General features: G+C 57.1%; 20 protein-coding genes and 1 pseudogene. 7 read left to right on the plus strand and 14 right to left on the minus strand.

Going from position 1 to position 23157, the window contains the following annotated elements:
• Window positions 1-21: 21 nt before the first annotated feature.
• Genes rsmA through AC8GFP_RS10355 form a run of 3 tightly spaced genes read right to left on the minus strand, consistent with a single transcriptional unit; the run spans window position 22 to window position 4714 of the window.
• A complete protein-coding gene (gene rsmA, locus AC8GFP_RS10345; protein ID WP_506612874.1) occupies window positions 22-795 on the minus strand; it encodes a 16S rRNA (adenine(1518)-N(6)/adenine(1519)-N(6))-dimethyltransferase RsmA in 774 nt (257 codons plus the stop codon).
• A gap of 12 nt (window positions 796-807) precedes the next feature.
• Window positions 808-2220, minus strand: a complete 1413-nt coding sequence (locus AC8GFP_RS10350; protein WP_506612876.1) for a peptidylprolyl isomerase — start codon at window positions 2218-2220, stop codon at window positions 808-810.
• Window positions 2213-4714: an LPS-assembly protein LptD gene (locus AC8GFP_RS10355; protein ID WP_506612878.1), complete on the minus strand. Its 2502-nt coding sequence runs from the start codon at window positions 4712-4714 to the stop codon at window positions 2213-2215. The genes AC8GFP_RS10350 and AC8GFP_RS10355 overlap by 8 nt, the downstream gene beginning before the upstream one ends.
• A 50-nt stretch (window positions 4715-4764) precedes the next feature.
• Between AC8GFP_RS10355 and AC8GFP_RS10360 the strand changes: the two genes are divergently transcribed.
• Both AC8GFP_RS10360 and AC8GFP_RS10365 read left to right on the plus strand, forming a co-directional pair.
• Entirely contained in the window at window positions 4765-5883 is a 1119-nt protein-coding gene (locus AC8GFP_RS10360; protein WP_506612880.1) for an aminoglycoside phosphotransferase family protein, read from the plus strand.
• Entirely contained in the window at window positions 5880-6608 is a 729-nt protein-coding gene (locus AC8GFP_RS10365) for a 16S rRNA (uracil(1498)-N(3))-methyltransferase (protein ID WP_506612883.1), read from the plus strand. The genes AC8GFP_RS10360 and AC8GFP_RS10365 overlap by 4 nt, the downstream gene beginning before the upstream one ends.
• Before the next feature lie 48 nt (window positions 6609-6656).
• On the opposite strand, the gene AC8GFP_RS10370 is transcribed toward AC8GFP_RS10365, so the two are convergent.
• Genes AC8GFP_RS10370 through metX form a run of 3 tightly spaced genes read right to left on the minus strand, consistent with a single transcriptional unit; the run spans window position 6657 to window position 9245 of the window.
• The gene (locus AC8GFP_RS10370; RefSeq protein WP_506612885.1) at window positions 6657-7523 is read right to left on the minus strand and encodes an alpha/beta hydrolase; all 867 of its coding nucleotides are present in this window, start codon (window positions 7521-7523) and stop codon (window positions 6657-6659) included.
• A gap of 7 nt (window positions 7524-7530) precedes the next feature.
• Window positions 7531-8118: a methionine biosynthesis protein MetW gene (metW, locus tag AC8GFP_RS10375; protein ID WP_506612887.1), complete on the minus strand. Its 588-nt coding sequence runs from the start codon at window positions 8116-8118 to the stop codon at window positions 7531-7533.
• Window positions 8115-9245, minus strand: coding sequence for a homoserine O-succinyltransferase MetX (metX, locus tag AC8GFP_RS10380; protein ID WP_506612889.1), 1131 nt, complete (start codon window positions 9243-9245; stop codon window positions 8115-8117). Before metX ends, metW begins: the two co-directional genes overlap by 4 nt.
• Before the next feature lie 358 nt (window positions 9246-9603).
• Here metX and AC8GFP_RS10385 point away from each other — a divergent pair, with 358 nt between their 5' ends.
• Window positions 9604-10806, plus strand: a complete 1203-nt coding sequence (locus AC8GFP_RS10385) for an ammonium transporter (protein WP_506612891.1) — start codon at window positions 9604-9606, stop codon at window positions 10804-10806.
• A 211-nt stretch (window positions 10807-11017) separates the two neighbouring features.
• A pseudogene (gene rbp, locus AC8GFP_RS10390) lies at window positions 11018-11431 on the plus strand (RNA-binding regulator); the annotation flags it as partial.
• A gap of 54 nt (window positions 11432-11485) precedes the next feature.
• Here the strand turns inward: rbp and lptC are convergent.
• From lptC to rpmH, 8 genes are read right to left on the minus strand one after another with little or no spacing between them, the layout of a single operon-like run.
• Entirely contained in the window at window positions 11486-12109 is a 624-nt protein-coding gene (lptC, locus tag AC8GFP_RS10395; protein WP_506612893.1) for an LPS export ABC transporter periplasmic protein LptC, read from the minus strand.
• A gap of 17 nt (window positions 12110-12126) precedes the next feature.
• Window positions 12127-12657: a KdsC family phosphatase gene (locus tag AC8GFP_RS10400; RefSeq protein ID WP_506612895.1), complete on the minus strand. Its 531-nt coding sequence runs from the start codon at window positions 12655-12657 to the stop codon at window positions 12127-12129.
• Window positions 12658-12662: 5 nt separating this feature from the next.
• On the minus strand, window positions 12663-13652 hold the full coding sequence (locus AC8GFP_RS10405) for a KpsF/GutQ family sugar-phosphate isomerase (RefSeq protein WP_506612897.1): 990 nt from the start codon (window positions 13650-13652) through the stop codon (window positions 12663-12665).
• 29 nt (window positions 13653-13681) lie between these two features.
• Complete coding sequence (mnmE, locus tag AC8GFP_RS10410; protein ID WP_506612899.1) at window positions 13682-15091, minus strand: tRNA uridine-5-carboxymethylaminomethyl(34) synthesis GTPase MnmE; 1410 nt, start codon at window positions 15089-15091, stop codon at window positions 13682-13684.
• A 25-nt stretch (window positions 15092-15116) separates the two neighbouring features.
• A complete protein-coding gene (gene yidC, locus AC8GFP_RS10415) occupies window positions 15117-16778 on the minus strand; it encodes a membrane protein insertase YidC (protein WP_506612901.1) in 1662 nt (553 codons plus the stop codon).
• The gene (yidD, locus tag AC8GFP_RS10420; protein ID WP_506612903.1) at window positions 16775-17059 is read right to left on the minus strand and encodes a membrane protein insertion efficiency factor YidD; all 285 of its coding nucleotides are present in this window, start codon (window positions 17057-17059) and stop codon (window positions 16775-16777) included. Before yidD ends, yidC begins: the two co-directional genes overlap by 4 nt.
• Entirely contained in the window at window positions 17056-17400 is a 345-nt protein-coding gene (locus AC8GFP_RS10425) for a ribonuclease P protein component (RefSeq protein WP_506612905.1), read from the minus strand. The genes yidD and AC8GFP_RS10425 overlap by 4 nt, the downstream gene beginning before the upstream one ends.
• Before the next feature lie 17 nt (window positions 17401-17417).
• The gene (rpmH, locus tag AC8GFP_RS10430; RefSeq protein WP_005798102.1) at window positions 17418-17552 is read right to left on the minus strand and encodes a 50S ribosomal protein L34; all 135 of its coding nucleotides are present in this window, start codon (window positions 17550-17552) and stop codon (window positions 17418-17420) included.
• 211 nt (window positions 17553-17763) lie between these two features.
• On the opposite strand from rpmH, the gene dnaA reads away from it, so the two are divergent.
• From dnaA to gyrB, 3 genes are all read left to right on the plus strand, one after another.
• Window positions 17764-19161 (plus strand): chromosomal replication initiator protein DnaA, encoded by a 1398-nt coding sequence (gene dnaA, locus AC8GFP_RS10435; protein ID WP_506612908.1) that lies wholly within the window; start codon window positions 17764-17766, stop codon window positions 19159-19161.
• A 243-nt stretch (window positions 19162-19404) separates the two neighbouring features.
• The gene (gene dnaN / locus AC8GFP_RS10440) at window positions 19405-20511 is read left to right on the plus strand and encodes a DNA polymerase III subunit beta (RefSeq protein WP_506612910.1); all 1107 of its coding nucleotides are present in this window, start codon (window positions 19405-19407) and stop codon (window positions 20509-20511) included.
• Between the two features lie 55 nt (window positions 20512-20566).
• Window positions 20567-23146: a DNA topoisomerase (ATP-hydrolyzing) subunit B gene (gene gyrB, locus AC8GFP_RS10445; protein ID WP_506612912.1), complete on the plus strand. Its 2580-nt coding sequence runs from the start codon at window positions 20567-20569 to the stop codon at window positions 23144-23146.
• The last annotated feature ends 11 nt before the right edge of the window (window positions 23147-23157 follow it).

The raw sequence follows: 23157 nt of genomic DNA on the forward strand, positions 1-23157 counted from the left end.
AAGCCTCATTTCAAGAACGCTTCAGGCCTTGGTGGTCAGCGCCTGCGTAAGCGCCACATACTCCGCCACCGCCACTTCTTCGGCGCGGCGTTTCACATCAAACACGCCGCTGAAAGCCCGGGCCTCTAGCCATTGGCCCAAGGTGTGGCGCAGCAGTTTGCGGCGCTGACTGAACGCCACTTGCACCAACTCGCTCAACAGCTTGAGCTGCACGTCGGCGGGTTGCGGCCAAGGCGTCATGCGCACCACGGCGCTGTCGACGCGCGGCGGCGGGTCGAAGGCTTGTGGCCCGACCAACAAGACCATCTCCATGTCGTAACGCCATTGCAGCATCACGCTCAAGCGGCCGTAGTTGGCGGTGGAAGGTGCTGCCACCATGCGCTCGACCACTTCTTTTTGCAGCATGAAATGCTGGTCTTTCACCACCGCCACATGGTCGAGCAGGTGAAACAAAATGGGTGTGGAGATGTTGTAGGGCAGGTTGCCGACCACGCGCATCTGCTGGGTTTGCAAAGAGGCCGCCAGCGCGGTGAAGTCCACGTTCAAAACATCGGCTTCGGTCACAGAGAGCTGCGGGTGCTGGCGCAAACGCAGGGCCAAATCGCGGTCGAGTTCAATCACGTTCAAGTGGCCCAGTCGCTCCACCAAAGGCTGTGTCATGGCGGCCAATCCGGGGCCGATTTCCACCATGGCGTCACCAGGCTGGGGCGCGATGGCTTGCAGGATCTGGTCGATGACCGCGCCGTCGGTCAGAAAGTGCTGGCCAAATCGCTTTCGCGCATGATGCTGCGCCATCAGGCGGTGCGCTTATTGCGGCGTTTCACGGTATTCCACATAAGCGCGGCCGCGCACTTCGCGCTCCCAGTTTTTGTAGGCCTCGTCAAACTTGCGCTCGCGCAACACGTTGCGGGCCAAGTTTTGCTGGTCTCGCACGCTCAAAGGCGCTTCGCGGCGCTCCAGCACCTGAATCAGGTGCACACCAAAGCGCGACACCAAGGGATCGCCCACTTGGCCGGGCGCGAGCTTGGCCATGGCGGCCTCGAACTCGGGCACCATCATGCCGGGGTTGGCCCAGCCGAGATCGCCGCCTTGGTTGGCAGAGCCGTCTTGCGAATGGTCACGCGCCAAATCTTCAAACTTGGCCAAACCGGTTTCCACCTGTTTGCGGTAGCTGGCCAGTTTGGCGCGGGCCGCGTCTTGGCTGAGCTGGCCGCCCGGGCGCAACAAAATATGCCGAGCCCGGGTTTGGGTGACGGTCGATGGCAAATCGCCTGCATTGCGCCGCTCGATGAGTTTGAGCAAATGAAAGCCTGCACCAGAGCGCACCGGGCCGGTGACCTCGCCCACCGCCAAACCCTTGACCGCATCGGCAAACAAGCTGGGGTAGCGATCGGGGCTGCGCAAGCCCAGCTGACCGCCGTTGTTGCGGTCGGGGGCCTGTGAAAACTGCGCGGCGAGCTTGCCAAAGTCTTGGCCCGCCTTGGCTTTTTTCAACAAGTCATCGGCCTTGGTGAGCAACTGCGCCACTTCATCACCGTTGGCTTTTTCGGGCACGGCTATCAAGATGTGGGCGATGTGGATATCGGCAGGTTTGCCAACATTGGCCTGGCTTTGTTCGCGCAAAAACGCGTCCACTTCAAAGTCTTGGATCTTGATGCGCCCGCTCACCTCGCGCTCGCGCACCCGCTGCAACATGATTTGGCGGCGGATTTGGCTGCGGTACTGTTCCCAGGACACGCCTTGCTCTTTCAACCGCTGGCGCATGTCATCGACGCTGATTTGGTTGCGCTGCGCCGTGCTGGCCAAGGCTTGCTCGAGTTCATCGGGTGGCACTTGGATACCGGCTTGCCGTGCCACATTCAGTTGGGCGGTTTCATCAATCAAGGTTTCCAAGGCTTCGAGCAACAAGGCGCTGCGGTTCATTTTGGCGGCGGACGGGTCGGCCAAGGACACCAAGCGGTTCACCTCGAGGTTGGTGATCGGCTCGTTGTCAACCACGGCAACGATGAAATCCAGGGCCTTGGGCGCGGCGGCGTCCAGGGTGATGGTGGACAAGGCGGCGGCGGGGTTGCGCACGCTCAAGCCGCTGCTGGACTTGGCGGGCACGGGTTGCGAGGGCTTGAGGGTTTGCGCCCAGGCCCCGGGACTGAGCCAACAGCTCAGGACCAAGGCACCCCAAAAGGTGTGTTTCAAAGTGGCTTGCAAGCGGCGTTCATTCATATTGACCAAATCGGCTGGGTGTGAATTTCAAGGGTTCGCGCAGATTTTGATAGCGCGAGATATTGTCTTTGACCGAGGACAAGGCGCCCACGCCCAAACGGGAAAAATCATTCAGTTCCAATTGGAACATCAAGCGGGTGGTGGAGCTGTCCTGTGAAATTTGGGTGCGGGTCAGGGCATAACGTGCCACCCAGCAGCCAGCGTCGAATTCAAAGCCCAGCAAGGACTCCATCAAACGCTGTTCTTTCATGCTGTAGTTCAAGCGGCCCAAGGTGTACCAGCGGTTCTCACCCAAACCCTTGCCTTGCTGGGCATCCACGCCAAAGTCGGCCCACAAATCATTGACCGGCCATTGCCAAGACAGGTCCACCGTTTCCGAAGAATCGCGCTGAAACCGATAAGAGGCCGTGACGGTGCGGTAGCTGGTCGGGCTGAAACGCGCCCCCAGCGATGATTTTTCAGACAGCTTCAATTCTTGGTTGTACTGCACCATGCTGTCCAAGGACAAGCGCGGCGTCAGGTACAGGCTGGCACCGCCCAAGATGTCGCTGAAGGTGCCTGAAACAGGGGCATCCCTGGGTGTCAACAACACCCGTTGATCGCTCAAGCGCAGCCGCTGCGCAACACCAAACCGCGCCCCCTCGGCACCGGTGTCGGGGTTGATCAAGCGCGAGGTGGCACCCATGGTGAAGGTGTGGCTGTCCGAGATGCGGTCGGCGCCAGAAAACGCGTTCTCGGTGAACACGGTGGCGAAGTTGAAGTCATTGAAACCGGTGTCGTAATTGGGCAAGTCGTTTTGATCCCGGTACAAGGTGTGCACGTAAAACGCCCGGGGCTCCAGGGTTTGGGTCCAATTGCTGCCAAACAAACTGGTGCGCCGCTCCAGCACCGCGCCGGTGTCCAAGCTGAAGGTGGGCACGGCCACACCCTCGGACAAACTGGGTTGGCGGCGGTCGCCATAAATCCCGCTGTAATTGTTTTCATACTGGTACTGCCGCGCTTGCAACATCAGCTTGGGCGTCAAGTACCCATAGGGCACCAAGATGGGCCGCGCCAACTGGTTGTGCACCACGATGCGGGCGGCATTCGGTTGGTAGCAGTAAGCGCTGCCTGGGTTGTAAGTGCAATAGGTGGAACGGTCCACCGTGAATCGGGTCAGCTCACCGGCCAGGTTCCAATCGAAGCCGCCGGGTAAATCGGCACGCAAATAATTGGCATTGAGTTGTGGCATGCGGTCAAACGGCGAGGCAATAGACGCCGCGGGGTCCGGGTCTTGCATGGTTTGCCACTGCAACACGCTCACCCCTGTGGTGAGTGTGCCGCGGGCCCAGGTCATGTTGGCAGAGTTGGGCAAGATGCGTTGCGCCAGCGGGTCGCCGGTGGTCGAAGCGAAGTCCCGCCAGTAGTTGTAATCGCTGACCCTGTTCACCGTGAAGCCAAACCCAATCGGTTGACTCAGATCGCCCCAACCCACATGGCTGTGGCTGAAGCCCCAGCGGGCTTGGTCGCGCAAATCGTCCATCGGCATCAACTCCAGGCGCGAGGTGCCTTGGAACGGCGGCAAGGGCAAGGGCCGCTCCATGTACCTGAATTCGTTGCTGAATTTCACGCCGCGCTGGGTCATGGGCGTGGCCGTGATGGTCAGGTCGCGATTCGGGGCCAGGTTCAGGTAATAGGGCAGGCTCATTTCCACCCCACCCAAACTGTCCACGCCAAACACCGGCGGCAAAAACCCCGACTTGCGCTCCTCGGTCAATGGAAAGCTGACGCTGGGCGCCGCCAAAATCGGTGCGCCTAAAAAGCGCAACACCGCGTTCTTCGCCACGCCTTCGTTTTTGTCGATGTCAAAACTGATTTGTTCGGCGTTCATCATCCACGCTGGAAACCAAGAGGGTCCGGGTTGGCGGGTGCAGGTGGTGTAGGTGGCTTTTTTGGCAACGGATCGCTTCTCATCGATGAAGTCCATTCGCTCGGCACGACCATGACCCGTGCCCCGCAGTATTTGAAACTGTGGCTTCAACACAAAGCCGCTCATGGCGTCTATCTCCAAGTCCAGGTAACTGCCTTGGTAACGGGTGCCGCCCCGGTTCATGTGCACTTGGCCGCTGGCTTGCACCCGGTCATTGACTTGGTCATAGTCCAGGCGGTCGGCGCGAATCAAGGTGTCGCCTCGTCGCAGCACCACACTGCCTTGCAATTGCACAGCCAAATCCGAACGGCCTTGCACCTGGTCGCTTTGCACATAGGTCGGCAGTTGTTCTTTGTCCGCTGGCGTGAGGTTTTCAGTCAGGCCGCTGCTGAGTTTGAGTTGCAGTTTGGGCGCCACCTTCGTGCTCAAGGGCAACACCGGCACCGTGCTTGGGGGGTCCTCCAAGCTTTGCAGCTGCTCGGTGCTTTGCAACTGCGGCCCGGTTTGCGCCAAAGCCTGTGCCGCCCAAAGACAAGCCCATGGCAGCAAGCCAGCAAGCATCGACAAGGGGGAAGGCATGCGCATGGGGAACGGAATCGCTGGCGAAAGCGCTGTTTGTAGAATTTGGATTATCCATGAGCACCTCCCACCCCACCCCGGCCTCTGCGCTGTCGCCCCAAGCCGCGGTTGCCGCCTTGGGCTGGTCTGACGCGCCACGCGGCCAAGCTTTCACCGATTGGCTGTTGGCCATCGCCCCTGCGCACGGCTTGAACCCCGCTTCGGTGCGGGTCGCATCGGCGGACGCGAGTTTTCGCCGCTACTTTCGGGTGGAGGGCACTCCAGGCACATTCATCCTGATGGACGCGCCACCCGACAAAGAAAACGCGCAGCCGTTTGTCACCATCGCCAAGCTGATGACCGATGCTGGCCTGCTGGCGCCGCAGGTGTTGGCCTGGGACCCGCCCCGGGGCTTCATGCTGCTGGACGACTTGGGTGCGCACACCATGATGCAGGTGCTGGCCGAGGCTGAACTGCCCCAACGGCAAGCCTTGTTTTTGCAAGCTGTTGATGCCTTGGTGCTGTGGCAACAAGCCTCCAAGCCCCATGTGCTGCCCCCCTATGACGAGGCCTTGTTGCGCCGCGAACTGCAACTCTTCCCCGATTGGTACGTGGCCCAGCACAAACAAATCACACTGAGTGACGCCCAGCAACAAAGCCTGCACACCGTGTTTGACCGCTTGGTGGCCCACAACTTGGCGGCGCCCCAGGTGTTTGTGCACCGCGACTTCATGCCGCGCAACCTGATGGTGTCGGACAACAGCGCCGAACATCGTTTGGGCGTGCTGGATTTTCAAGATGCGGTCTATGGCCCCATCACCTACGACATCGCCAGCTTGATGCGCGACGCCTTTGCCAGCTGGGACGAAGACTTTTGCTTGGACATCACGGTTCGCTATTGGGAAAAAGCCCGCGCTTTAGGCCTCATGAACCATGCAGACTGGCACGCCGATTTCGGCGCGTTTTACCGCGCTGTGGAGTGGATGGGCTTGCAGCGGCACCTGAAAGTGGCCGGTATCTTTGCGCGGCTGACGCTGCGCGACGGCAAGCCGAAATACCTGGCCGACACGCCGCGCTTCATCGGCTACATGCGGGCCACCGCCAGCCGCTACCGCGAACTGACACCCCTGCTGCGTTTGCTCGATCAGATTGAAGGCGAGCAAGCCGTCAGCGGCTATGCGTTTGGCCGCGTGTGAGCAACCGACTCCCACGCATCCACGCGGCTTGTGACTTGCCAGTCGGCGCCAGCTTGCAACTGCCCGATGACGCCGCCCGCCATGTGCAGGTGCTGCGCATGCAGCCTGGCGACAAGCTGTGTTTGTTCAACGGTTTGGGCGGCAGCCACACGGCCCGCGTGGTGCACATGGGCAAGCACAGCGTGGACGTCGAGGTGTTGTCGCACGAGACCGACGAACGCGAAGCTGTGTGCGCAACCCACATCGCCTTGGGCATGCCCGCCAACGAGCGCATGGATTGGTTGGTGGAAAAAGCCACCGAACTGGGTGTGGCACACCTCACGCCCTTGAGCACCCAACACACGGTGCTGCGCCTGAGCGGCGAACGCGCCTTGAAGCGCCAAGCACATTGGCAAGGCATTGCGCAAGCCGCGTGTGCGCAGTCTGGGCGCAACCGGTTGCCGCAGATTGACGCACCGGTGTCGCTGGCTGATTGGTTGAAATCATTGCCCGAGACCGCTGACCACCCACGCGTGTTGTTGTCGTTTCAAGCCGGTGCGCAAGATTGGCGCAGCCTGTGGGCCACGCCACCGTCCAAGCTCACGCTGTTGAGTGGGCCGGAAGGGGGTTTGAGTGCTGAAGAAGAAGCCTGGGCCTTGGCCAAAGGCTTTGTGCCGGTGCAGTTGGGGGCGAGGGTGTTGCGCGCCGAAACCGCACCCTTGGCGGTGTTGGCCCAATTGCTTTGAGAACTCGCCCCGGCGGCCTGCGATGGACCTGATCGGCCTCAAGCGCGATCAAGCCTTGGCAAAACGCTGATCCAACCAGGTGCTCAGCTTGTTGAACACCAGGTGCTTTTCCGGATCGTTGAAGATCTCGTGGTACATCACGTTGAAACACTGGGTCTGCAAAAACTGCGGCGAGGCTGCTGCTGCAAAGTCAACGCTTCCCTGCGGATTCACCAAACGGTCTTGACCGGCATAAAGCAAGAGTGATGGTGTGCGCCATTGCGCAGCGTCTTGCACCGCCTTGGCGCCTTCGTCCATGATCCAAGCGGCCAAGCCCGCTGCGATGCGGTCGTGCACCAGTTTGTCTTCGCGGTAAGCCCGCACCACTTGCGCGTCACGCGCCAACCAAGGCAGTTGCAAGCCATTGGCCACGCGCAAATGGGGAAAGAATTTCGGGATGGTGGCCAACAGCAGTTTTTGCACTGCGTTGGTGAAGGCGGCAAACGCTGGGGCACTCAACACGGCGGCGTCTGCAGTGCACGCCTGCTGACCCAAGGCACGCGCCACCACCAAACCGCCCATGCTGTGACCCAGAATGACCAAGGGCTCCGTGCGGGGTTTGTGGTGCTGGATATCGGCCACAACAGCCGCTAAATCTTCCACCAGTTGGTTGGGCGTGGCGACATCGCCGCGCTCGCCGCTGGACAGGCCATGGCCGACATGGTCGTAGCCCTGCACCGCATAACCGGCACTTTGCAAGGCAAAGGCCACATGGTTGTAGCGGCCCATGTGTTCGCCCAAGCCGTGCACCAACAACACCTGGGCTTTGGCGGGCAGTTCGGGGGAGGGCCAGTGGTAACGCGCCAAGGTGTGGTCGCCACACAGCCAGTCGCTGGTGGTGGCATGGAAAGCGTGATGGGCAGCAATGGTGGACATGAATTCTTCAGGGTTGATCAGCGCTCAATTGAAACACAGCCGTGGCGGCCCGCGCATTCGGCCACCAACGCACTTGGCCAAACTCTTGCAAACCGAAGGCGTCTTGAATCCGCAAATTGTTTTTTTCGGCCAAGGCGCGAAAGTCCGAAAACGTACCCACCCGGATGTTGGGCGTGTCATACCACTGGTAGGGCAGTTTTTTGGTGACCGGCATGTGGCCTTGCAACACACTCAGGCGATTGGGCCAATGCGCAAAATTCGGGAAGGTGACGACACCCATGCGGCCCACCCGCACGGTTTCGCGCAGCATGGTTTCGGCATTGCGCAAATGCTGCAAGGTGTCGATTTGCAAGACCACATCAAAACTTTGGTCTCCAAACAGCGCCAAGCCCTGGTCCAGGTTGAGTTGAATCACCTGCACACCGCGCTGCACACAGGCCAAGACATTGGCGTCGTCAATTTCTACGCCATAACCGGTGCAGCCATGCTGCGCTTGCAAGTGGGCCAACAGCTCGCCATTGCCGCAACCCAAGTCAAGCACCCGGCTGCCATACGGCACCATGCGGGTCACCGCGTCTTTCAGCACCTTGTTCATGCGTGGGCCTCCAAGCTGATGCGCTCGAAATAGGCACGCACCAGCGACAAATAGCGCGGGTCGTCCAACAAGAAGGCGTCGTGGCCATGCGGCGCATCGATTTCGGCATAACTCACATCGCGTTGGTTGGCCACCAGCGCTTGCACCATTTCACGGCTGCGGGCGGGGGCAAAACGCCAATCGGTGGTGAAACTCACCAACAAAAACTGCGCAGTGGCACGGGCCAAGGCCTGGGTCAGGTTGTGCGCATGTGCTTTGGCCGGGTCGAAATAATCCAGCGCCCGGGTGATGAGCAAATAGGTGTTGGCGTCAAAGTACTCGCTGAACTTGTCGCCTTGGTGCCGCAAATAACTCTCGATTTGAAATTCAATCTCTTGCGTGCTGTATTTCAAAACATCGCCGCTTTGCAACATGCGGCCAAACTTGGTGTTCATCACGTCGTCACTCAGGTAGGTGATGTGGCCCAACATGCGGGCGATGCGCAAACCGCGTTTGGGCACCACGCCGTGTTCGTAGAAATGACCGCCATGAAAGTCGGGGTCGGTGGCGATGGCGCGACGCGCCACTTCATTGAATGCAATGTTCTCGGCGTTCAAATTGGGCGCACTGGCAATCACCACCGCATGGCGCAGTTTTTCGGGGTATTGCAGGCTCCAACTCAGGGCCTGCATGCCGCCCAAGCTGCCACCCATGACAGCCGCCAGTTGCGTGATGCCCAAGGCCTCGACCAAACGGGCTTGTGCATCCACCCAGTCTTCCACGGTCACCACCGGAAAGTCGGCACCATAAATGCGGCCCGTGTCGGGGTTGGTGTGCATCGGTCCGGTGGAGCCAAAACACGAGCCCAGGTTGTTCACGCCAATCACAAAAAAACGGTTGGTGTCCACCGGTTTGCCTGGCCCAATCATGTTGTCCCACCAGCCCTCGCTTTTGGCTTGACCCGCATAACTGCCCGCCACATGGTGCGAGGCGTTCAAGGCGTGGCAAATCAGCACCGCGTTGCTGCGCTCGGCGTTCAAACTGCCGTAGGTTTCATAGCTCAGCTGGTAGTCGCGCAAGCTGCCGCCGCCTTGCAGCGGCAGGGCTTGGCTGAACGACATGGATTGGGGCGTGACGGTGAATGACATCCAAAAAAAATCCGGCATCGCTAAAAACGCGGCCGGATCGACGGACGTCTTTAGCAGTATTTGTTAATGCGCCCGCAAGCTGATTCAAATCGGCGCTGTCTTTGAAGTTTAACGAATATTCGAAGGGCTCTTTCTCAGCCTCGCTTCTTGGCAAAACTTGAAACGCTTTGGATGCCCCTGATTAGGCATGGAAGCCAACAAACCTCTTTGCCGCTGAAATGTGCCCAAACACCCTCTCTTGGCCCGATTTTCAAGCAAACCTGATGTCATTTGGTGCGCTAATTGCTTTGAAATGGTGCGCAACCATGTTTGCGCCTTTTTTTGCACCAAAAACAAACATCTATCCCCAGGAGGTCACATGGATGCACTGAAACAGGGCGCGGACGCATTGTTCATCTTGCTTGGCGCCATCATGGTTTTGGCCATGCACGCAGGTTTCGCCTTTCTCGAACTCGGCACGGTTCGCAAAAAGAACCAGGTGAATGCCTTGGTCAAAATCTTGGCCGACTTCAGCGTTTCAACCGTGGCGTATTTCGTGGTGGGCTACAGCGTGGCTTATGGCACGACGTTTTTCGTCGATGCGACCACCTTGGCAGACCGCAACGGCTATGACCTGGTGAAGTTCTTCTTCTTGCTCACCTTTGCCGCCGCCATTCCCGCCATCGTCTCTGGCGGCATCGCCGAACGTGCTCGCTTTTACCCGCAACTGTTTGCAACCGCTGTCATCGTCGGCTTTATCTACCCCTTCTTCGAAGGCATCGTCTGGAACCAGCACTTCGGTTTCCAGGCGTGGCTGAAAGCGACCACGGGCGCCGAGTTCCATGATTTCGCCGGCTCGGTGGTGGTGCATGCGGTCGGCGGCTGGATTGCCTTGCCCGCCGTGTTGTTGCTGGGCGCACGCGCCAACCGCTATAAAAAAGACGGTGCTGTTTCGGCCCACCCGCCTTCCAGCATTCCTTTCCTGGCCTTGGGCGCTTGGGTGTTGTGTGTCGGTTGGTTTGGTTTCAATGTGATGAGCGCCCAAACCATCGACAAGGTTTCAGGCCTGGTGGCGGTCAACAGCCTGATGGCCATGGTGGGCGGCACGCTCACCGCGCTTTGGCTGGGCAAGAACGACCCGGGCTTTGTGCACAACGGCCCGTTGGCGGGTTTGGTGGCGGTTTGTGCTGGCTCGGACCTGATGCACCCGCTGGGCGCTTTGGTGGTCGGCGGCGTGGCCGGTGCTTTGTTTGTGTTCATGTTCACTTGGACGCAAAACAAATGGAAGGTCGATGACGTGTTGGGCGTGTGGCCCTTGCATGGTTTGTGCGGCACCTGGGGCGGCATCGCTGCCGGTTTGTTTGGCAGCACCAGCTTGGGTGGCTTGGGCGGCGTGAGCTTCACCGCGCAACTGCTGGGCACCTTGCTTGGCATCGTTTGGGCCGTGCTGTGCTCGGTTGTCTTGTATGGTTTGCTGAAATTTTTTGTTGGCCTTCGCCTGAGCCAAGAAGAAGAGTTTGAAGGCGCGGATTTGAGCATCCACAAAATCAATTCCAGCCCAGATCGCGAGACGAGTTGGTGAGATATGTGGTTTTTTTGCGGGTTTTCACAACCAAGTGAGGATAAATACTTGGTTTTGAACCAGTTTTCTGTTTCATAATGGTCCAGACTGCATGTATTCACAGGGTGAACAGGCAGTGTGTGGGTGATCGGCTAGTTTCGCTTCTTGGCTTTCGTGGACAGGTGCAATCGGGACTCCATCGCTTTTTTATTTGTTTTTATGGAGTCCCTGAATGGGCAACAAACTGTACGTTGGCAACCTGCCGTATTCCGTGCGCGATGGCGACTTGGAACAATCTTTTGGTCAATTTGGCACCGTCACCAGCGCCAAAGTCATGATGGAACGCGACACGGGTCGCTCCAAAGGCTTTGGTTTTGTCGAGATGGGCAGTGACGCTGAGGCGCAAGCCGCCATCAGCGGCATGAATGGCCAACCCCTGGGTGGTCGCAGCCTCGTTGTGAACGAAGCGCGTCCCATGGAACCGCGTCCTCCCCGCAGTGGCGGCGGTGGCTACGGCGGCGGCGGTGGTGGTGGCGGCGGTTACGGCGGCGGCGGCGGTGGTGGTCGTCGTGAAGGCGGCGGCGGCTACGGTGGCGGCGGTGGTGGTGGTCGACGCGAAGGCGGCGGCGGCTACGGCGGCGGTGGTCGCAACGAGTACTGATCTGCCCCGATCAACAAAGGCCTCTTCGGAGGCCTTTTTTTATTCCTCTTTGTTCGGATGCAACACCGCTTTGACGCGGCCTGTCATGCCCAACACTTGGTTCAAATTGTCCGCATGCATGCTGTTGGCCTTGAAACTGTTGTCACCTCTTTTGATCTCAACGGGAAGATCGGTTTGAACCACATCGGTGTTGGCGAACAAATGCAAAAACTCGCTGCGCATCTCGAATGCTTGCGGCGCATCTTCTGAGGGTTCTCGGTAAATCAGGGCCTTGCCCATCAGCTGCACCTCTGAGCCATCTTCATTGGCCAAGGCTTGGTTGGCAGTGGCCGAAGTCACACGTCCTTGTTTGTAGATCAATACCTTTGGCTGTTCAACCAAGGTGGTCAGCGTTTGCGGTGAATGCACCGCCGACACACCTGTCATCGACGACTTCAATTGCCCTTGCAAATCATAAATTTTCAAGGTGAAGCCCCGAATATCGTAATCAGCTTCTTGGGTTGGTACCTTGACTGCAGGCAGTGGGTCCGTGGCGGGCGTGCTGCGCACCAACCAGACGGACCACAACAAGCCAGCGATCAACAACAACATCGGCAACCATGCAAAGACATGGTTGCCAACTTGGCGCAGCCGCTGCCAAGGCGTCACAACCGTTCGGGCCATGGGCAAGCTGTTGAGATTCACAACACAACCTGGTTCAGCAGTGCTGCGTAATCGCCGCGTGCTTGCAGCAACAAATCACACACTTCGCGCACCGCACCATGCCCCGCTGGCGCTTGGGTGACCCAATGCACCCGCGACAACACCTCGCGGTGCGCATTGGGCGGCGCACAGGCCAAGGCGCTGGGCAAGAGCATGGGCAGGTCGGGCCAATCGTCGCCCATGGCCGCTGTTTGCGCCCACGACAAGCCCAAGTTTTGCAAAGCGGAATGTGCGGCACTGTGCTTGTCTTCCACGCCGAAATGCGCATGCTGAATGTTGAGCGCGTTCAAGCGCACCCGCAGCGCGGCGCTGTCGCGCCCCGTGATGATGACAGGCTCCACGCCTGCGCGTTGCAACAACTTCAAGCCGTGGCCATCCAAGGTGTTGAAACGTTTGCTGGTTTCGCCGTTTTCTGTGAAATACAAACCGCCATCGGTGAGGACGCCATCGACATCCAACAACAAGACGCGAATGTCCTTGGCGCGTTGCAAGATTGCAGGCGGAAACATGTCCATCAAATCACCTTGGCCCGCATCAGATCGTTGCTGTTGACGAAGCCGCAGAGTTGGTTTTGCGCGTTCACCACCAACACACTGGTGATGCGTTTGAGCTCCATCAATTCCGCAGCTTCAGCCGCCAACGCGCTGTCTTTGATGGTGCTGGGTTGCGGGTGCATCACATCGCCGGCAGTGAGTTGGCGCAGGTCTTGGCCTTTTTCAATCAAGCGACGCAAGTCGCCATCGGTGAAGATGCCCAACACATGGCCTTGCGCATCCACCACGGCCGAGGCGCCCATGCCCTTGTGGCTCATCTCGCGCATCAGCTCGCTGAAAGTCGCCTGAGGCAACACGCCGGGCACAGCATCCCCGTGGCGCATCACATCGCTCACATGCGTGAGTAAACGCCTGCCCAAACTGCCGCCGGGGTGTGAACGCGCAAAGTCGTCGGCTTTGAAACCACGTGCATCCAAAATCGCCACCGCCAAGGCGTCGCCCAGCGCCAATTGCGCCGTGGTGCTGGCCGTCGGCGCCAAGTTCATGGGGCAGGCTTCTTTGTCCACGCTGCTGTCGAGCACATAGGTGGCGTGTTGTGCCAATGTGGATTGGGTGTTGCCGGTGATGGCCACCAACACCATGCCTTGTCTTTTGATGATGGGCAAAATAGCCGAGAGTTCTTCGCTTTCGCCACTGTTGGACAGGGCCATCACCAAATCATCCCGGGTCACCATGCCGAGGTCCCCATGGCTGGCTTCAGCAGGGTGCACAAAAAAGGCGGGGGTGCCGGTAGAGGCCAAGGTGGCGGCAATCTTGCGCCCAATGTGGCCGCTTTTGCCCATGCCCATGACAACGACTCGGCCACGCACCGACAACACCGCTTGAACCGTTTGTATGAAAGATTCGCCCAAGCGTTGCTGCATCTTGAGCACCGCCTCGGCTTCGATGGCCAAGGTTTGTCGCCCCAGGTTCAGCAGATGCGTTTGTTGTTCGGCGTTCAAAGGCTTCATGTTTTCTATTATGCGATCAGTGGCTGGTGTTATTTGCCAATGCAAAAGTTGGAAAAAATGTCACCCAACAAGTCGTCTGCGCTGAATTCACCGGTCAGGCTGGACAAACTTTGTTGGGCCAATCGGCATTCTTCGGCCAACAAATCCAATGCTGGCCTGGGGTTGTCCAACAGCCGCGTCGCCGCCTGCAGATGTTGCAACACCACCGCCAAGGCTTCCAAATGACGCACTCGCGCTGTGAACACGCCGTCTTGGGCGCCGGTTTGCCAACCCGCCAACTGCAAGATTTTGGTGCGCAATGCATCCAACCCCATGCCCTTTTGAGCTGATATTTGCACAGCTTGGCTGCGCGTGGTGGTTCTCAGCATGTCGCATTTGTTGTCGACCAGCAGCAAACTGGTGTGCTTGGGCAGCAAGGCCTCGATGTCTTGCTGCAGTTGCGCTTGTTGCTGGTGGTAGGCCTCATCTGTTCGCGCCACATCATTGAGCAATACAACGATGTCAGCTTGTTTGATTTGGGCCCAGGCGCGTTCCATGCCGATTTGTTCCACTTCATCGGCTTGTGCATGGTCGCGCAAACCAGCGGTGTCCAACACATGGATGGGCACGCCTTCAATCTGAATCGACTGGCTCAGCACATCACGGGTGGTCCCAGCAATCGGCGTCACGATGGCCAACTCGGCACCCGCCAAGGCGTTGAGCAAAGAGCTTTTACCCGCATTGGGTTGCCCAGCGATGACCAGCTTCAAGCCGTCCCGCAACAAGGCGCCTTGCTTGGCATGGGCAGCCAAAGCCGCCGTGTTGGTCAACAGGGTTTGCAGTTGCTGTGCGACTTGCATCTCGTGGATGAAATCCAAGTCTTCTTCCGGAAAGTCCAAACAGGCTTCGATCTGCACCCGCAAATGCACGAGTGCGTTTTTCAATGCCTGGACTTGATCCGAGAACGCGCCTTGCATGGAGCGCCCGGCGCTGCGCACCGCCGCTTCGGTGTTGGCATCGATCAAATCGGCCACCGCTTCGGCTTGCGCCAAATCGAGCTTTTGGTTCAGGTAGGCCCGCTGCGTGAATTCACCGGCTTGGGCCATGCGCAAGCGCGGTAGCCAGTGCTTGCCGTCAAGATTGGTTGATTGCGCCAAAGAGAGGCATCGCGCCATCACCATGTGCATGACCACGGTGCCGCCATGGCCCTGCAACTCCAACACATCTTCACCGGTGTAACTGTTGGGCGCTGGGAAATAAAGTGCCAAAACCTGGTCCAAGGCCTGACCTTGGTCATCTTTCAACATCAGCAAATGAGCATGACGCGGCAGCAAAGTTTGCTGACACAAGGCCTGTGCGTAGGCTTTCAGGTCCTGGCCGCTGATGCGCACCACGCCCACCGCTCCTCGCCCAGAGGCGGTGGCGATCGCCATGATCGGGTCATCACGATGAGCCAGCATGTTTGCGTCTCATGTGAGGGAAGTCTTACTTGTGCAAACCCAGCTGCTTGTTGATCATCCATTGTTGGGCAATCGACAAGATGTTGTTGGTCAACCAGTAAAGCACCAAGCCCGCTGGAAAGAAAAAGAACATCACGCCAAAGGCCACGGGCATGAACCACATCAATTTGGCTTGAATGGGGTCTGGCGGTGTGGGGTTGAGCCAGGTTTGGAAAACAGAGGTGACCGTCATCAAAACCGGCAAGATGAACCAGGGGTCGGGTGCGGCCAAATCCGAGATCCATCCAATCCACGGCGCGTTTCTCATTTCCACCGATGACAACAAGACCCAATACAGCGCAATGAAAAATGGGATTTGTACCAGGATAGGCAAACAACCGCCCAGCGGGTTGACCTTTTCTTCTCGGTAGATTTTCATCATCTCCGTTTGCATTTGTTGCGGGTTGTCTTTCAGACGTTCGCGCATTTCCATGATTTTTGGATTGATGGCTTTCATTTTGCCCATGCTTCTATAGGCTTGTGCATTCAACCAGTAAAAAGCGGCCTTTAAAACCACGACCAAGGCCACAATCGACCAACCCCAGTTGTTGATCAAGCGATTCAACTCATACAGCAGCCAGTAGAGAGGTTTTGACAAGATGGTGAGCCATCCATAGTCTTTCACCAGCTCCAAGCCAACATAGGTGGCTTCGAGAATTTTTTCTTCTTGGGGACCCGCAAACAAGCGGGCCGTGTGGCTGAGTTTGTCGCCCGGGCCGATGCTGGCCAAAGGCGCGACCATGCCCACAGCATACAAGTTGGTGTCTATCTTGCGGGCGAAGTTGGTGCGGTTTTGTGCATCATCCAGCAGCCATGCTGAGGCAAAGTAATGCTGCACCATGGCCACATAGCCTTGGCTGGTTTGCTTCTCAAAATCAGCTTCGCCTTTTTCAATGTCCTCAAAATCTACTTTTTGATATTTCTTTTCGTTGGTGAAAACAGCCGGGCCGGTGAAGGTGGAATAAAAAGCAGACTCTCCCTCAAGCTTGTTGCCATCGCGCACCAATTGGACATAAAGCTGCGGGCTGATGGCAGCGGCGGAATTGTTGGTGATGTCATGCTGCAGCTTCAGGACATAGCTGCCGCGCGTGAGCGTGTAGGTTTTGACCAAAGACACATCACCAGCGTCTAGCGACTGGAACTGGAACGTCAGCTGATCTTCACCCTCCTTGAGCGCGGTGGGGCCAGAAAAACGCATTGCTGATTTGTGTGTCGGCCAAGCTTCAGAAGAGGTGCTGCCAATCAGCCCGGTTTGTCCCAAGTAAACCCGCTCTTTGCTGTCGTCAAACAGCACCACGTTCTGGCCGGGCCGCAGGATATCCGCATGCTTTAACAATTCAGCGCGCAGCAAACTGCCGCCTTGCGTGTCAAACGTCAACTTCAACACATCGGTGCTGATTTCGACACGCTCGCTCTTGATGGTGTTGCTGCTGTTGTTGTCAGGCTGGGGCACGGCCGTGTTGTTGGCAACAGCGGGCGGTGTTGCGGCATCGCTGGAGGTTGCAGCGGCTGGTGCAGTTTGCGTCGCTTTTGTTGGGCTGGGCATGAACATGGGTTTTCTGCCATGGCTGATCTCCCATTGGTCCCACAACAGTGCCAGTGAAAAGATAAAGACCAACCAAAGGATGATGCGGCGAATTTCGTTCATGGCGACGTTGTTTCTGAAGAAGACGGGGGTGTCGTCGGGCCTTTGAACCATGACGACTTGAACAGGGTGGCTGGCACGGGGTCGTGTCCACCAGCACACCAAGGATGACAACGCAAGAGGCGTCGAAGAGTGAGGTAGCCACCGCTGGCAGCGCCATGCTGTTGCAGCGCGCCAATGGCATACAAGGAACAGGTTGGCTCAAAGCGGCAAGAGGAGCCCAGCCAGGGGCTGAGCAACAAGCGATAGGCTTTGACCAAGGCGATCAAGATGGCACGCATCATGTTTGCGCCACTTGTGCAAACAATTGCTGCAGCTCTTCGCGCAAGGCTTGTTTGAGGCGAACGGAGGTTGCGCTCTTGAAGAATTGGCGGTCGAATTCTTTGCGCAAACGAACCACATGCGCAGCTGTCGAGGGGTTGGTTCTCATGAACGCAGTTGCATAGATTTGACGTTTGATGGTGTTGCGCGTGACCGCTCTTTTGGCGAGCCGCTTGGGCACAACCGCGCCAATGCGCGGGTTGTCGACGTTCACCTGCTGATGCAATGCGAAATGCACCGTTCTGGCGGCAACGCCGGTTGCCATGACCGCATCAAAATCCGAACGATGCGTGATTTTTTCCACGCCGCCGGTCAATGGGTTTAGACGGCCAGGCGTTTGCGGCCTTTGGCGCGGCGTGCGTTGATCACGGCGCGGCCTCCGCGGGTTTTCATGCGGACCAAAAAGCCATGGGTGCGCGCACGGCGCGTTTTGGAGGGCTGGTAAGTGCGTTTCATCTTTATCTCTGCTTGAAATGGGGAAACCGTAGATTATCCCTATTTTTCAAGCCCTTGTCCGGTTAACAGCTTGTCATTTCTAATTTGTGATCGCCATTTTCACGCGCCGACCTGCGTTTTTTCAATTCTGTGGATAAATTTTTGATAAAGTACCCCAAATGCGCCTTCAAATCAAATCTATCCACAGTTTAATCTGGTCTGCGAGCAAGACATGGATCTGAGCCCCGAGCACACTGACGCCGGGCAAGCTTTGTGGCAGACCTGCATCGATCAATTGGCGCAAGAATTGCCCCAGCAGCAATTCAATACCTGGATCAAACCGCTGCAAGCGATTGTTTCGGAAGACTTTGCCAAGGTCAGCGTGGTGGTGGGCAACCGTTTCAAACTGGATTGGATTCGCGCCCAATACGCCAGCAGGATTTCCGCGCTTTTGTCCCAGCTGTATGGTCAAAACATCCAGCTCGATTTCATCTTGGCGGCCAAAGAACCTCCGCCACGTCAGGCTTTCAGCCGTTCTGCGCAAGAAACCGAAGAGATGAGTCTTGGTTTTGCCCCTGCGGCCATGGCTGACAATGGCCTCAATGGTTTCAAGAACCGCCTCAACAGCAGCCTGTGCTTTGACACGCTGGTTGAAGGCACTGCCAACCGGATGGCCCGTGCGGCAGCCATGCATGTGGCCAATGTGCCTGGCCAGCTTTACAACCCCTTGTTTATCTATGGCGGTGTGGGTCTGGGTAAAACCCATTTGATGCATGCTGTTGGCAACCAACTGCTGCAAAACAGGCCCGATGCCAAGGTTTTATACATTCATGCCGAACAATTTGTTTCGGATGTGGTTAAGGCTTATCAACGCAAAACTTTTGACGAGTTCAAGCACCATTACCACTCACTTGACTTGCTGCTGATCGATGATGTTCAGTTTTTTGCCAATAAAGACCGAACACAGGAAGAGTTTTTCAATGCTTTCGAAGCACTTTTAGCCAAGAAGTCACATATAGTGATGACCAGCGACACGTATCCAAAGGGTTTGGCTGACATCCATGAACGCTTGGTCTCCCGGTTTGATTCTGGGCTCACGGTGGCGATTGAACCCCCGGAGTTGGAAATGCGGGTGGCCATTCTGATCAACAAAGCCCGTTCTGAGGGCTCGGAAATGCCCGAAGAAGTGGCCTTTTTCGTGGCTAAAAACGTGCGCTCTAATGTGCGCGAGCTCGAAGGCGCATTGCGTAAAATTTTGGCCTATTCGCGCTTCAACCAAAAAGAAGTGTCCATTCAATTGGCCCGAGACGCTTTGCGCGACTTGTTGTCCATCCAGAACCGCCAAATTTCAGTTGAAAATATCCAAAAAACCGTGGCCGACTATTACAAAATCAAAGTCGCCGACATGTATTCCAAGAAACGCCCCGCCTCGATTGCCCGTCCTCGTCAAATTGCCATGTACCTGGCCAAAGAACTCACGCAAAAAAGCCTGCCCGAAATCGGTGAATTGTTTGGCGGCCGTGACCACACCACGGTGCTGCATGCGGTGCGCAAAATTTCTGCTGAGCGGCAAACTGTCAGTGAACTCAACCAGCAACTCCATGTGCTGGAACAAACACTGAAAGGATAAAGAATGCTTTTGTGTGGTCCAAACCCTGTGTATTGTTCTGGCACAAGCCATGACTTATCCACATGGACGGCCTGTTTTCCAAAGTTGTTCATATCCAAGCCGCTGCAATCTGCTGGCTTACAAACAATGTTTGGCAGGCCCCAAGTTGTTGAAATCACAGTAGAAAATAGCCTTGTCCACAGAAGTTGGTCTTGCTTATCTACTACCACTATTGAAATATAAAGAAATGAAGAAGAGGATGACATGATTGTCTTGAAAGCCACCCAAGAGCACATTCTGGCCGCGTTGCAGTCCGTTGCAGGCATCGTCGAGCGTCGCCACACTTTGCCGATCTTGGCCAATGTGATGATTCGCAAAACGGGCGGTGATTTGCAATTGACCACCAGCGACCTGGAAATTCAAATCCGCACCGAAGCTTCTTTGGGTGGTGACAGCGGAAGTTTCAGCACCACTGTCGGTGCGCGCAAACTCATTGATATTTTGCGTTCGATGCCGGCTGATCAAACCGTGAGTTTGGAGTCGAGCCAAAACAAGTTGTTGCTCAAAAGTGGCAAAAGTCGTTTCACGTTGCAGACCTTGCCCGCCGAAGATTTCCCTTTGGTGCAAGAGTCCACCAGCTTTGGCCCCGTGTTCAGTATTCCGCAAAAAACGCTGAAAACCTTGTTGCAACAAATTTCGTTTTCCATGGCGGTGCACGACATCCGCTACTACCTGAACGGTATTTTGTTTGTCGCCGAAGGCAAGCAACTCAGCTTGGTGGCCACTGATGGGCATCGCTTGGCCTTCACATCGGCCACGTTGGAAGTTGAAGTACCTAAGCAGGAAGTTATTTTGCCGCGCAAAACCGTGTTGGAGTTGCTGCGTTTGTTGTCCGACAAAGAAGGCGATATTCAAATGCAATTCGCCAGCAACCAAGCGCGGTTCACGTTCGATGGCAAAGAATTTGTCACCAAGTTGGTCGAGGGCAAGTTCCCCGACTACAACCGCGTCATCCCCAAGAGCCATAAAAACACCATCACCCTGGGACGCACGGCCTTGCTCGCCACACTGCAACGCACAGCGATTCTCACCAGCGACAAGTTCAAAGGTGTGCGCATCAACCTCGAACCCGGGTTGTTGCGCGTGGCCTCCAGCAACGCCGAGCAAGAGGAAGCGGTGGATGAGATTGAAATCGACTATGCCGGTGACAACATTGAAATTGGTTTCAATGTCACCTACTTGATCGATGTGTTGACCAACATGACGGACGACATGGTTCGCATGGACCTGGCCGATTCCAACAGCTCGGTGTTGGTCACGATTCCAGACAATGCCTTCTTCAAATACGTTGTCATGCCCATGCGCATTTAATGCACGTTTTTTTGTTTCCCCTTGATGTGAGTTTTCGTGCTTTCGCGCGTGATGAATGGTGACTATGAGTAACAGCAACACTGAACCCCAAGACGACGCAACGCCTGCAGCCGGAGCGGACCAAGCCTACGGTGAGAGTTCGATTCAGATCTTGGAGGGTTTGGAAGCGGTCCGCAAACGCCCGGGCATGTATATCGGCGACACCTCGGACGGCACCGGTTTGCACCATTTGGTGTTTGAGGTGGTGGACAACTCGATTGACGAAGCGCTGGCTGGTCATTGCGACGACATCGTGGTCACCATCCATTCCGACAATTCCATCAGCGTCACCGACAACGGCCGCGGTATTCCTACCGGCGTGAAGATGGACGACAAGCACGAGCCCAAGCGCAGTGCCTCCGAAATTGCGCTCACCGAACTGCACGCGGGCGGCAAGTTCAACCAAAACAGCTACAAGGTTTCCGGTGGTTTGCACGGCGTGGGTGTGTCGTGCGTGAATGCGCTCTCCAAGTGGTTGCGCCTGGTGGTGCGACGCGATGGCAAGGTGCACACCATCGAGTTTGCCAAAGGCTTTGTGCAAAACCGCTTGATTGACGTGGTGGATGGTGTTGAAGTGTCGCCCATGCGCATCACCGGCGACACCGACAAGCGCGGCACCGAAGTGCATTTCTTGCCCGACACCGACATCTTCACCTCAAACCATGATTTTCATTATGAAATCCTGAGCAAGCGCTTGCGCGAACTGAGCTACCTGAACAACGGTGTGCGCATCCGCTTGATGGACGAGCGCACCGGCAAGAACGACGACTACTCGGGCGCAGGCGGTGTGGCGGGTTTTGTGCAGTTCATCAACTCGGGCAAGAAAATTTTGCACCCGAACGCGTTTTACGCCGAAGGCGAGCGCCCTGCCGAAACCTATGGCGGTATTCCTGGCACCCACATTGGTGTGGAAGTGGCCATGCAGTGGAACGACGGCTACAACGAGAGCGTGCTGTGCTTCACCAACAACATCCCACAACGTGATGGTGGCACCCACCTGACCGGCCTGCGTGCCGCGATGACGCGTGTCATCAACAAATACATTGAAGAGCACGACCTGGCGAAAAAAGCCAAGGTGGAAGTGACCGGCGACGACATGCGCGAGGGGCTGTGTTGCGTGTTGTCGGTGAAAGTGCCCGAGCCAAAATTCTCGAGCCAAACCAAAGACAAGCTGGTGTCCAGCGAAGTACGCGCCCCAGTGGAAGACATTGTGGGCAAGGTCTTGGGCGACTATTTGCAAGAGCGCCCGAATGACGCCAAGATGATTTGCGGCAAGATCATTGATGCTGCGCGGGCGCGTGAAGCGGCCCGCAAAGCGCGTGAGATGACGCGCCGCAAAGGCGTGCTCGATGGCATGGGCCTGCCTGGCAAGCTGGCCGATTGCCAAGAAAAAGACCCGGCCCTGTGCGAGATTTACATCGTCGAGGGTGACTCGGCGGGTGGTTCGGCCAAGCAAGGGCGTGACCGCAAATTCCAAGCCATTTTGCCGTTGCGCGGCAAAATTTTGAACGTGGAAAAAGCGCGTTACGAAAAGCTTTTGACCAGCAATGAAATTCTCACACTCATCACCGCACTGGGCACGGGCATTGGCAAGGTGAGCGCCGAGTCGGGCAAGTCGGGCACAGACGATTTCAACATCGACAAACTGCGCTACCACCGCATCATCATCATGACCGATGCCGACGTGGACGGCGCCCACATCCGCACCCTGTTGCTCACTTTCTTCTACCGTCAAATGCCCGAGTTGGTTGAGCGCGGTCACATCTACATCGCGCAACCACCTTTGTACAAAGTGAAGGTGGGCAAAGAAGAGCAGTACATCAAAGACCAACTCGCCTTGGACTTGTTCCTCTTGAAAGTCGCTTTGAAGGATGCCACGCTGCACACCGGTGGCAGCAACCCGCAGACACTCACGGGCGAGACTTTGGCCGAGCTGGCCCGCAAACACCAGTTGGCCGAAGCGGTCATCTCGCGCCTGAGCAGCATCATGGACGCCGAGGCTTTGCGTGGCATGGCCGATGGTGTTTCTTTGAACTTGGACAGCTTAGAGCAAGCCCAAGCATCGGCGGCTGCGCTGCAAGTCAAATTGCGCGAGTTGGGCAGCGGCTCGGAAGTGGCCGCCGAGTTTGATGTGCGCACCGACAAACCGATTCTGCGTTTGAGCCGCCACCACCATGGCAATGTGAAGAGCAGCGTCATCACCCAAGACTTTGTGCACGGCGCCGACTACGCGGCACTGGCCGAAGCGGCCAACACCTTTCGAGGATTGCTGGGCGAGGGTGCACGTGTCGAGCGTGGTGAAGGCGAGCGTCGCAAAGAAGAGCGCGTCTCTGATTTCCGCCAAGCCATGAAGTGGTTGATCGTGCAAGCCGAAAACGCCACCGCGCGTCAGCGCTACAAAGGCTTGGGCGAGATGAACCCCGAGCAACTGTGGGAAACCACCATGGACCCAGCGGTGCGTCGTTTGCTGCGCGTGCAAATTGACGATGCGATCGAAGCCGACCGCGTCTTCACCATGCTGATGGGTGACGAGGTCGAGCCACGGCGCATCTTCATCGAGAGCAACGCGCTGCGCGCGGCCAACATCGACGTCTGATCAAGCGGCCA

It is taken from the genome of Limnohabitans simekii (SeqCode) (assembly GCF_965234735.1).
Lineage (GTDB): Bacteria > Pseudomonadota > Gammaproteobacteria > Burkholderiales > Burkholderiaceae_C > Limnohabitans > Limnohabitans simekii.

Coding starts and splice junctions, on each gene's coding strand:
- rsmA (WP_506612874.1), bottom strand. CDS start 795: ATGGCGCAGCATCATGCGCGAAAGCGATTTGGCCAGCACTTTCTGACC.
- AC8GFP_RS10350 (WP_506612876.1), bottom strand. CDS start 2,220: ATGAATGAACGCCGCTTGCAAGCCACTTTGAAACACACCTTTTGGGGT.
- AC8GFP_RS10355 (WP_506612878.1), bottom strand. CDS start 4,714: ATGCGCATGCCTTCCCCCTTGTCGATGCTTGCTGGCTTGCTGCCATGG.
- AC8GFP_RS10360 (WP_506612880.1), top strand. CDS start 4,765: ATGAGCACCTCCCACCCCACCCCGGCCTCTGCGCTGTCGCCCCAAGCC.
- AC8GFP_RS10370 (WP_506612885.1), bottom strand. CDS start 7,523: ATGTCCACCATTGCTGCCCATCACGCTTTCCATGCCACCACCAGCGAC.
- metW (WP_506612887.1), bottom strand. CDS start 8,118: ATGAACAAGGTGCTGAAAGACGCGGTGACCCGCATGGTGCCGTATGGC.
- metX (WP_506612889.1), bottom strand. CDS start 9,245: ATGTCATTCACCGTCACGCCCCAATCCATGTCGTTCAGCCAAGCCCTG.
- AC8GFP_RS10385 (WP_506612891.1), top strand. CDS start 9,604: ATGGATGCACTGAAACAGGGCGCGGACGCATTGTTCATCTTGCTTGGC.
- lptC (WP_506612893.1), bottom strand. CDS start 12,109: ATGGCCCGAACGGTTGTGACGCCTTGGCAGCGGCTGCGCCAAGTTGGC.
- AC8GFP_RS10400 (WP_506612895.1), bottom strand. CDS start 12,657: ATGTTTCCGCCTGCAATCTTGCAACGCGCCAAGGACATTCGCGTCTTG.
- AC8GFP_RS10405 (WP_506612897.1), bottom strand. CDS start 13,652: ATGAAGCCTTTGAACGCCGAACAACAAACGCATCTGCTGAACCTGGGG.
- mnmE (WP_506612899.1), bottom strand. CDS start 15,091: ATGCTGGCTCATCGTGATGACCCGATCATGGCGATCGCCACCGCCTCT.
- yidC (WP_506612901.1), bottom strand. CDS start 16,778: ATGAACGAAATTCGCCGCATCATCCTTTGGTTGGTCTTTATCTTTTCA.
- yidD (WP_506612903.1), bottom strand. CDS start 17,059: ATGATGCGTGCCATCTTGATCGCCTTGGTCAAAGCCTATCGCTTGTTG.
- rpmH (WP_005798102.1), bottom strand. CDS start 17,552: ATGAAACGCACTTACCAGCCCTCCAAAACGCGCCGTGCGCGCACCCAT.
- dnaA (WP_506612908.1), top strand. CDS start 17,764: ATGGATCTGAGCCCCGAGCACACTGACGCCGGGCAAGCTTTGTGGCAG.
- dnaN (WP_506612910.1), top strand. CDS start 19,405: ATGATTGTCTTGAAAGCCACCCAAGAGCACATTCTGGCCGCGTTGCAG.
- gyrB (WP_506612912.1), top strand. CDS start 20,567: ATGGTGACTATGAGTAACAGCAACACTGAACCCCAAGACGACGCAACG.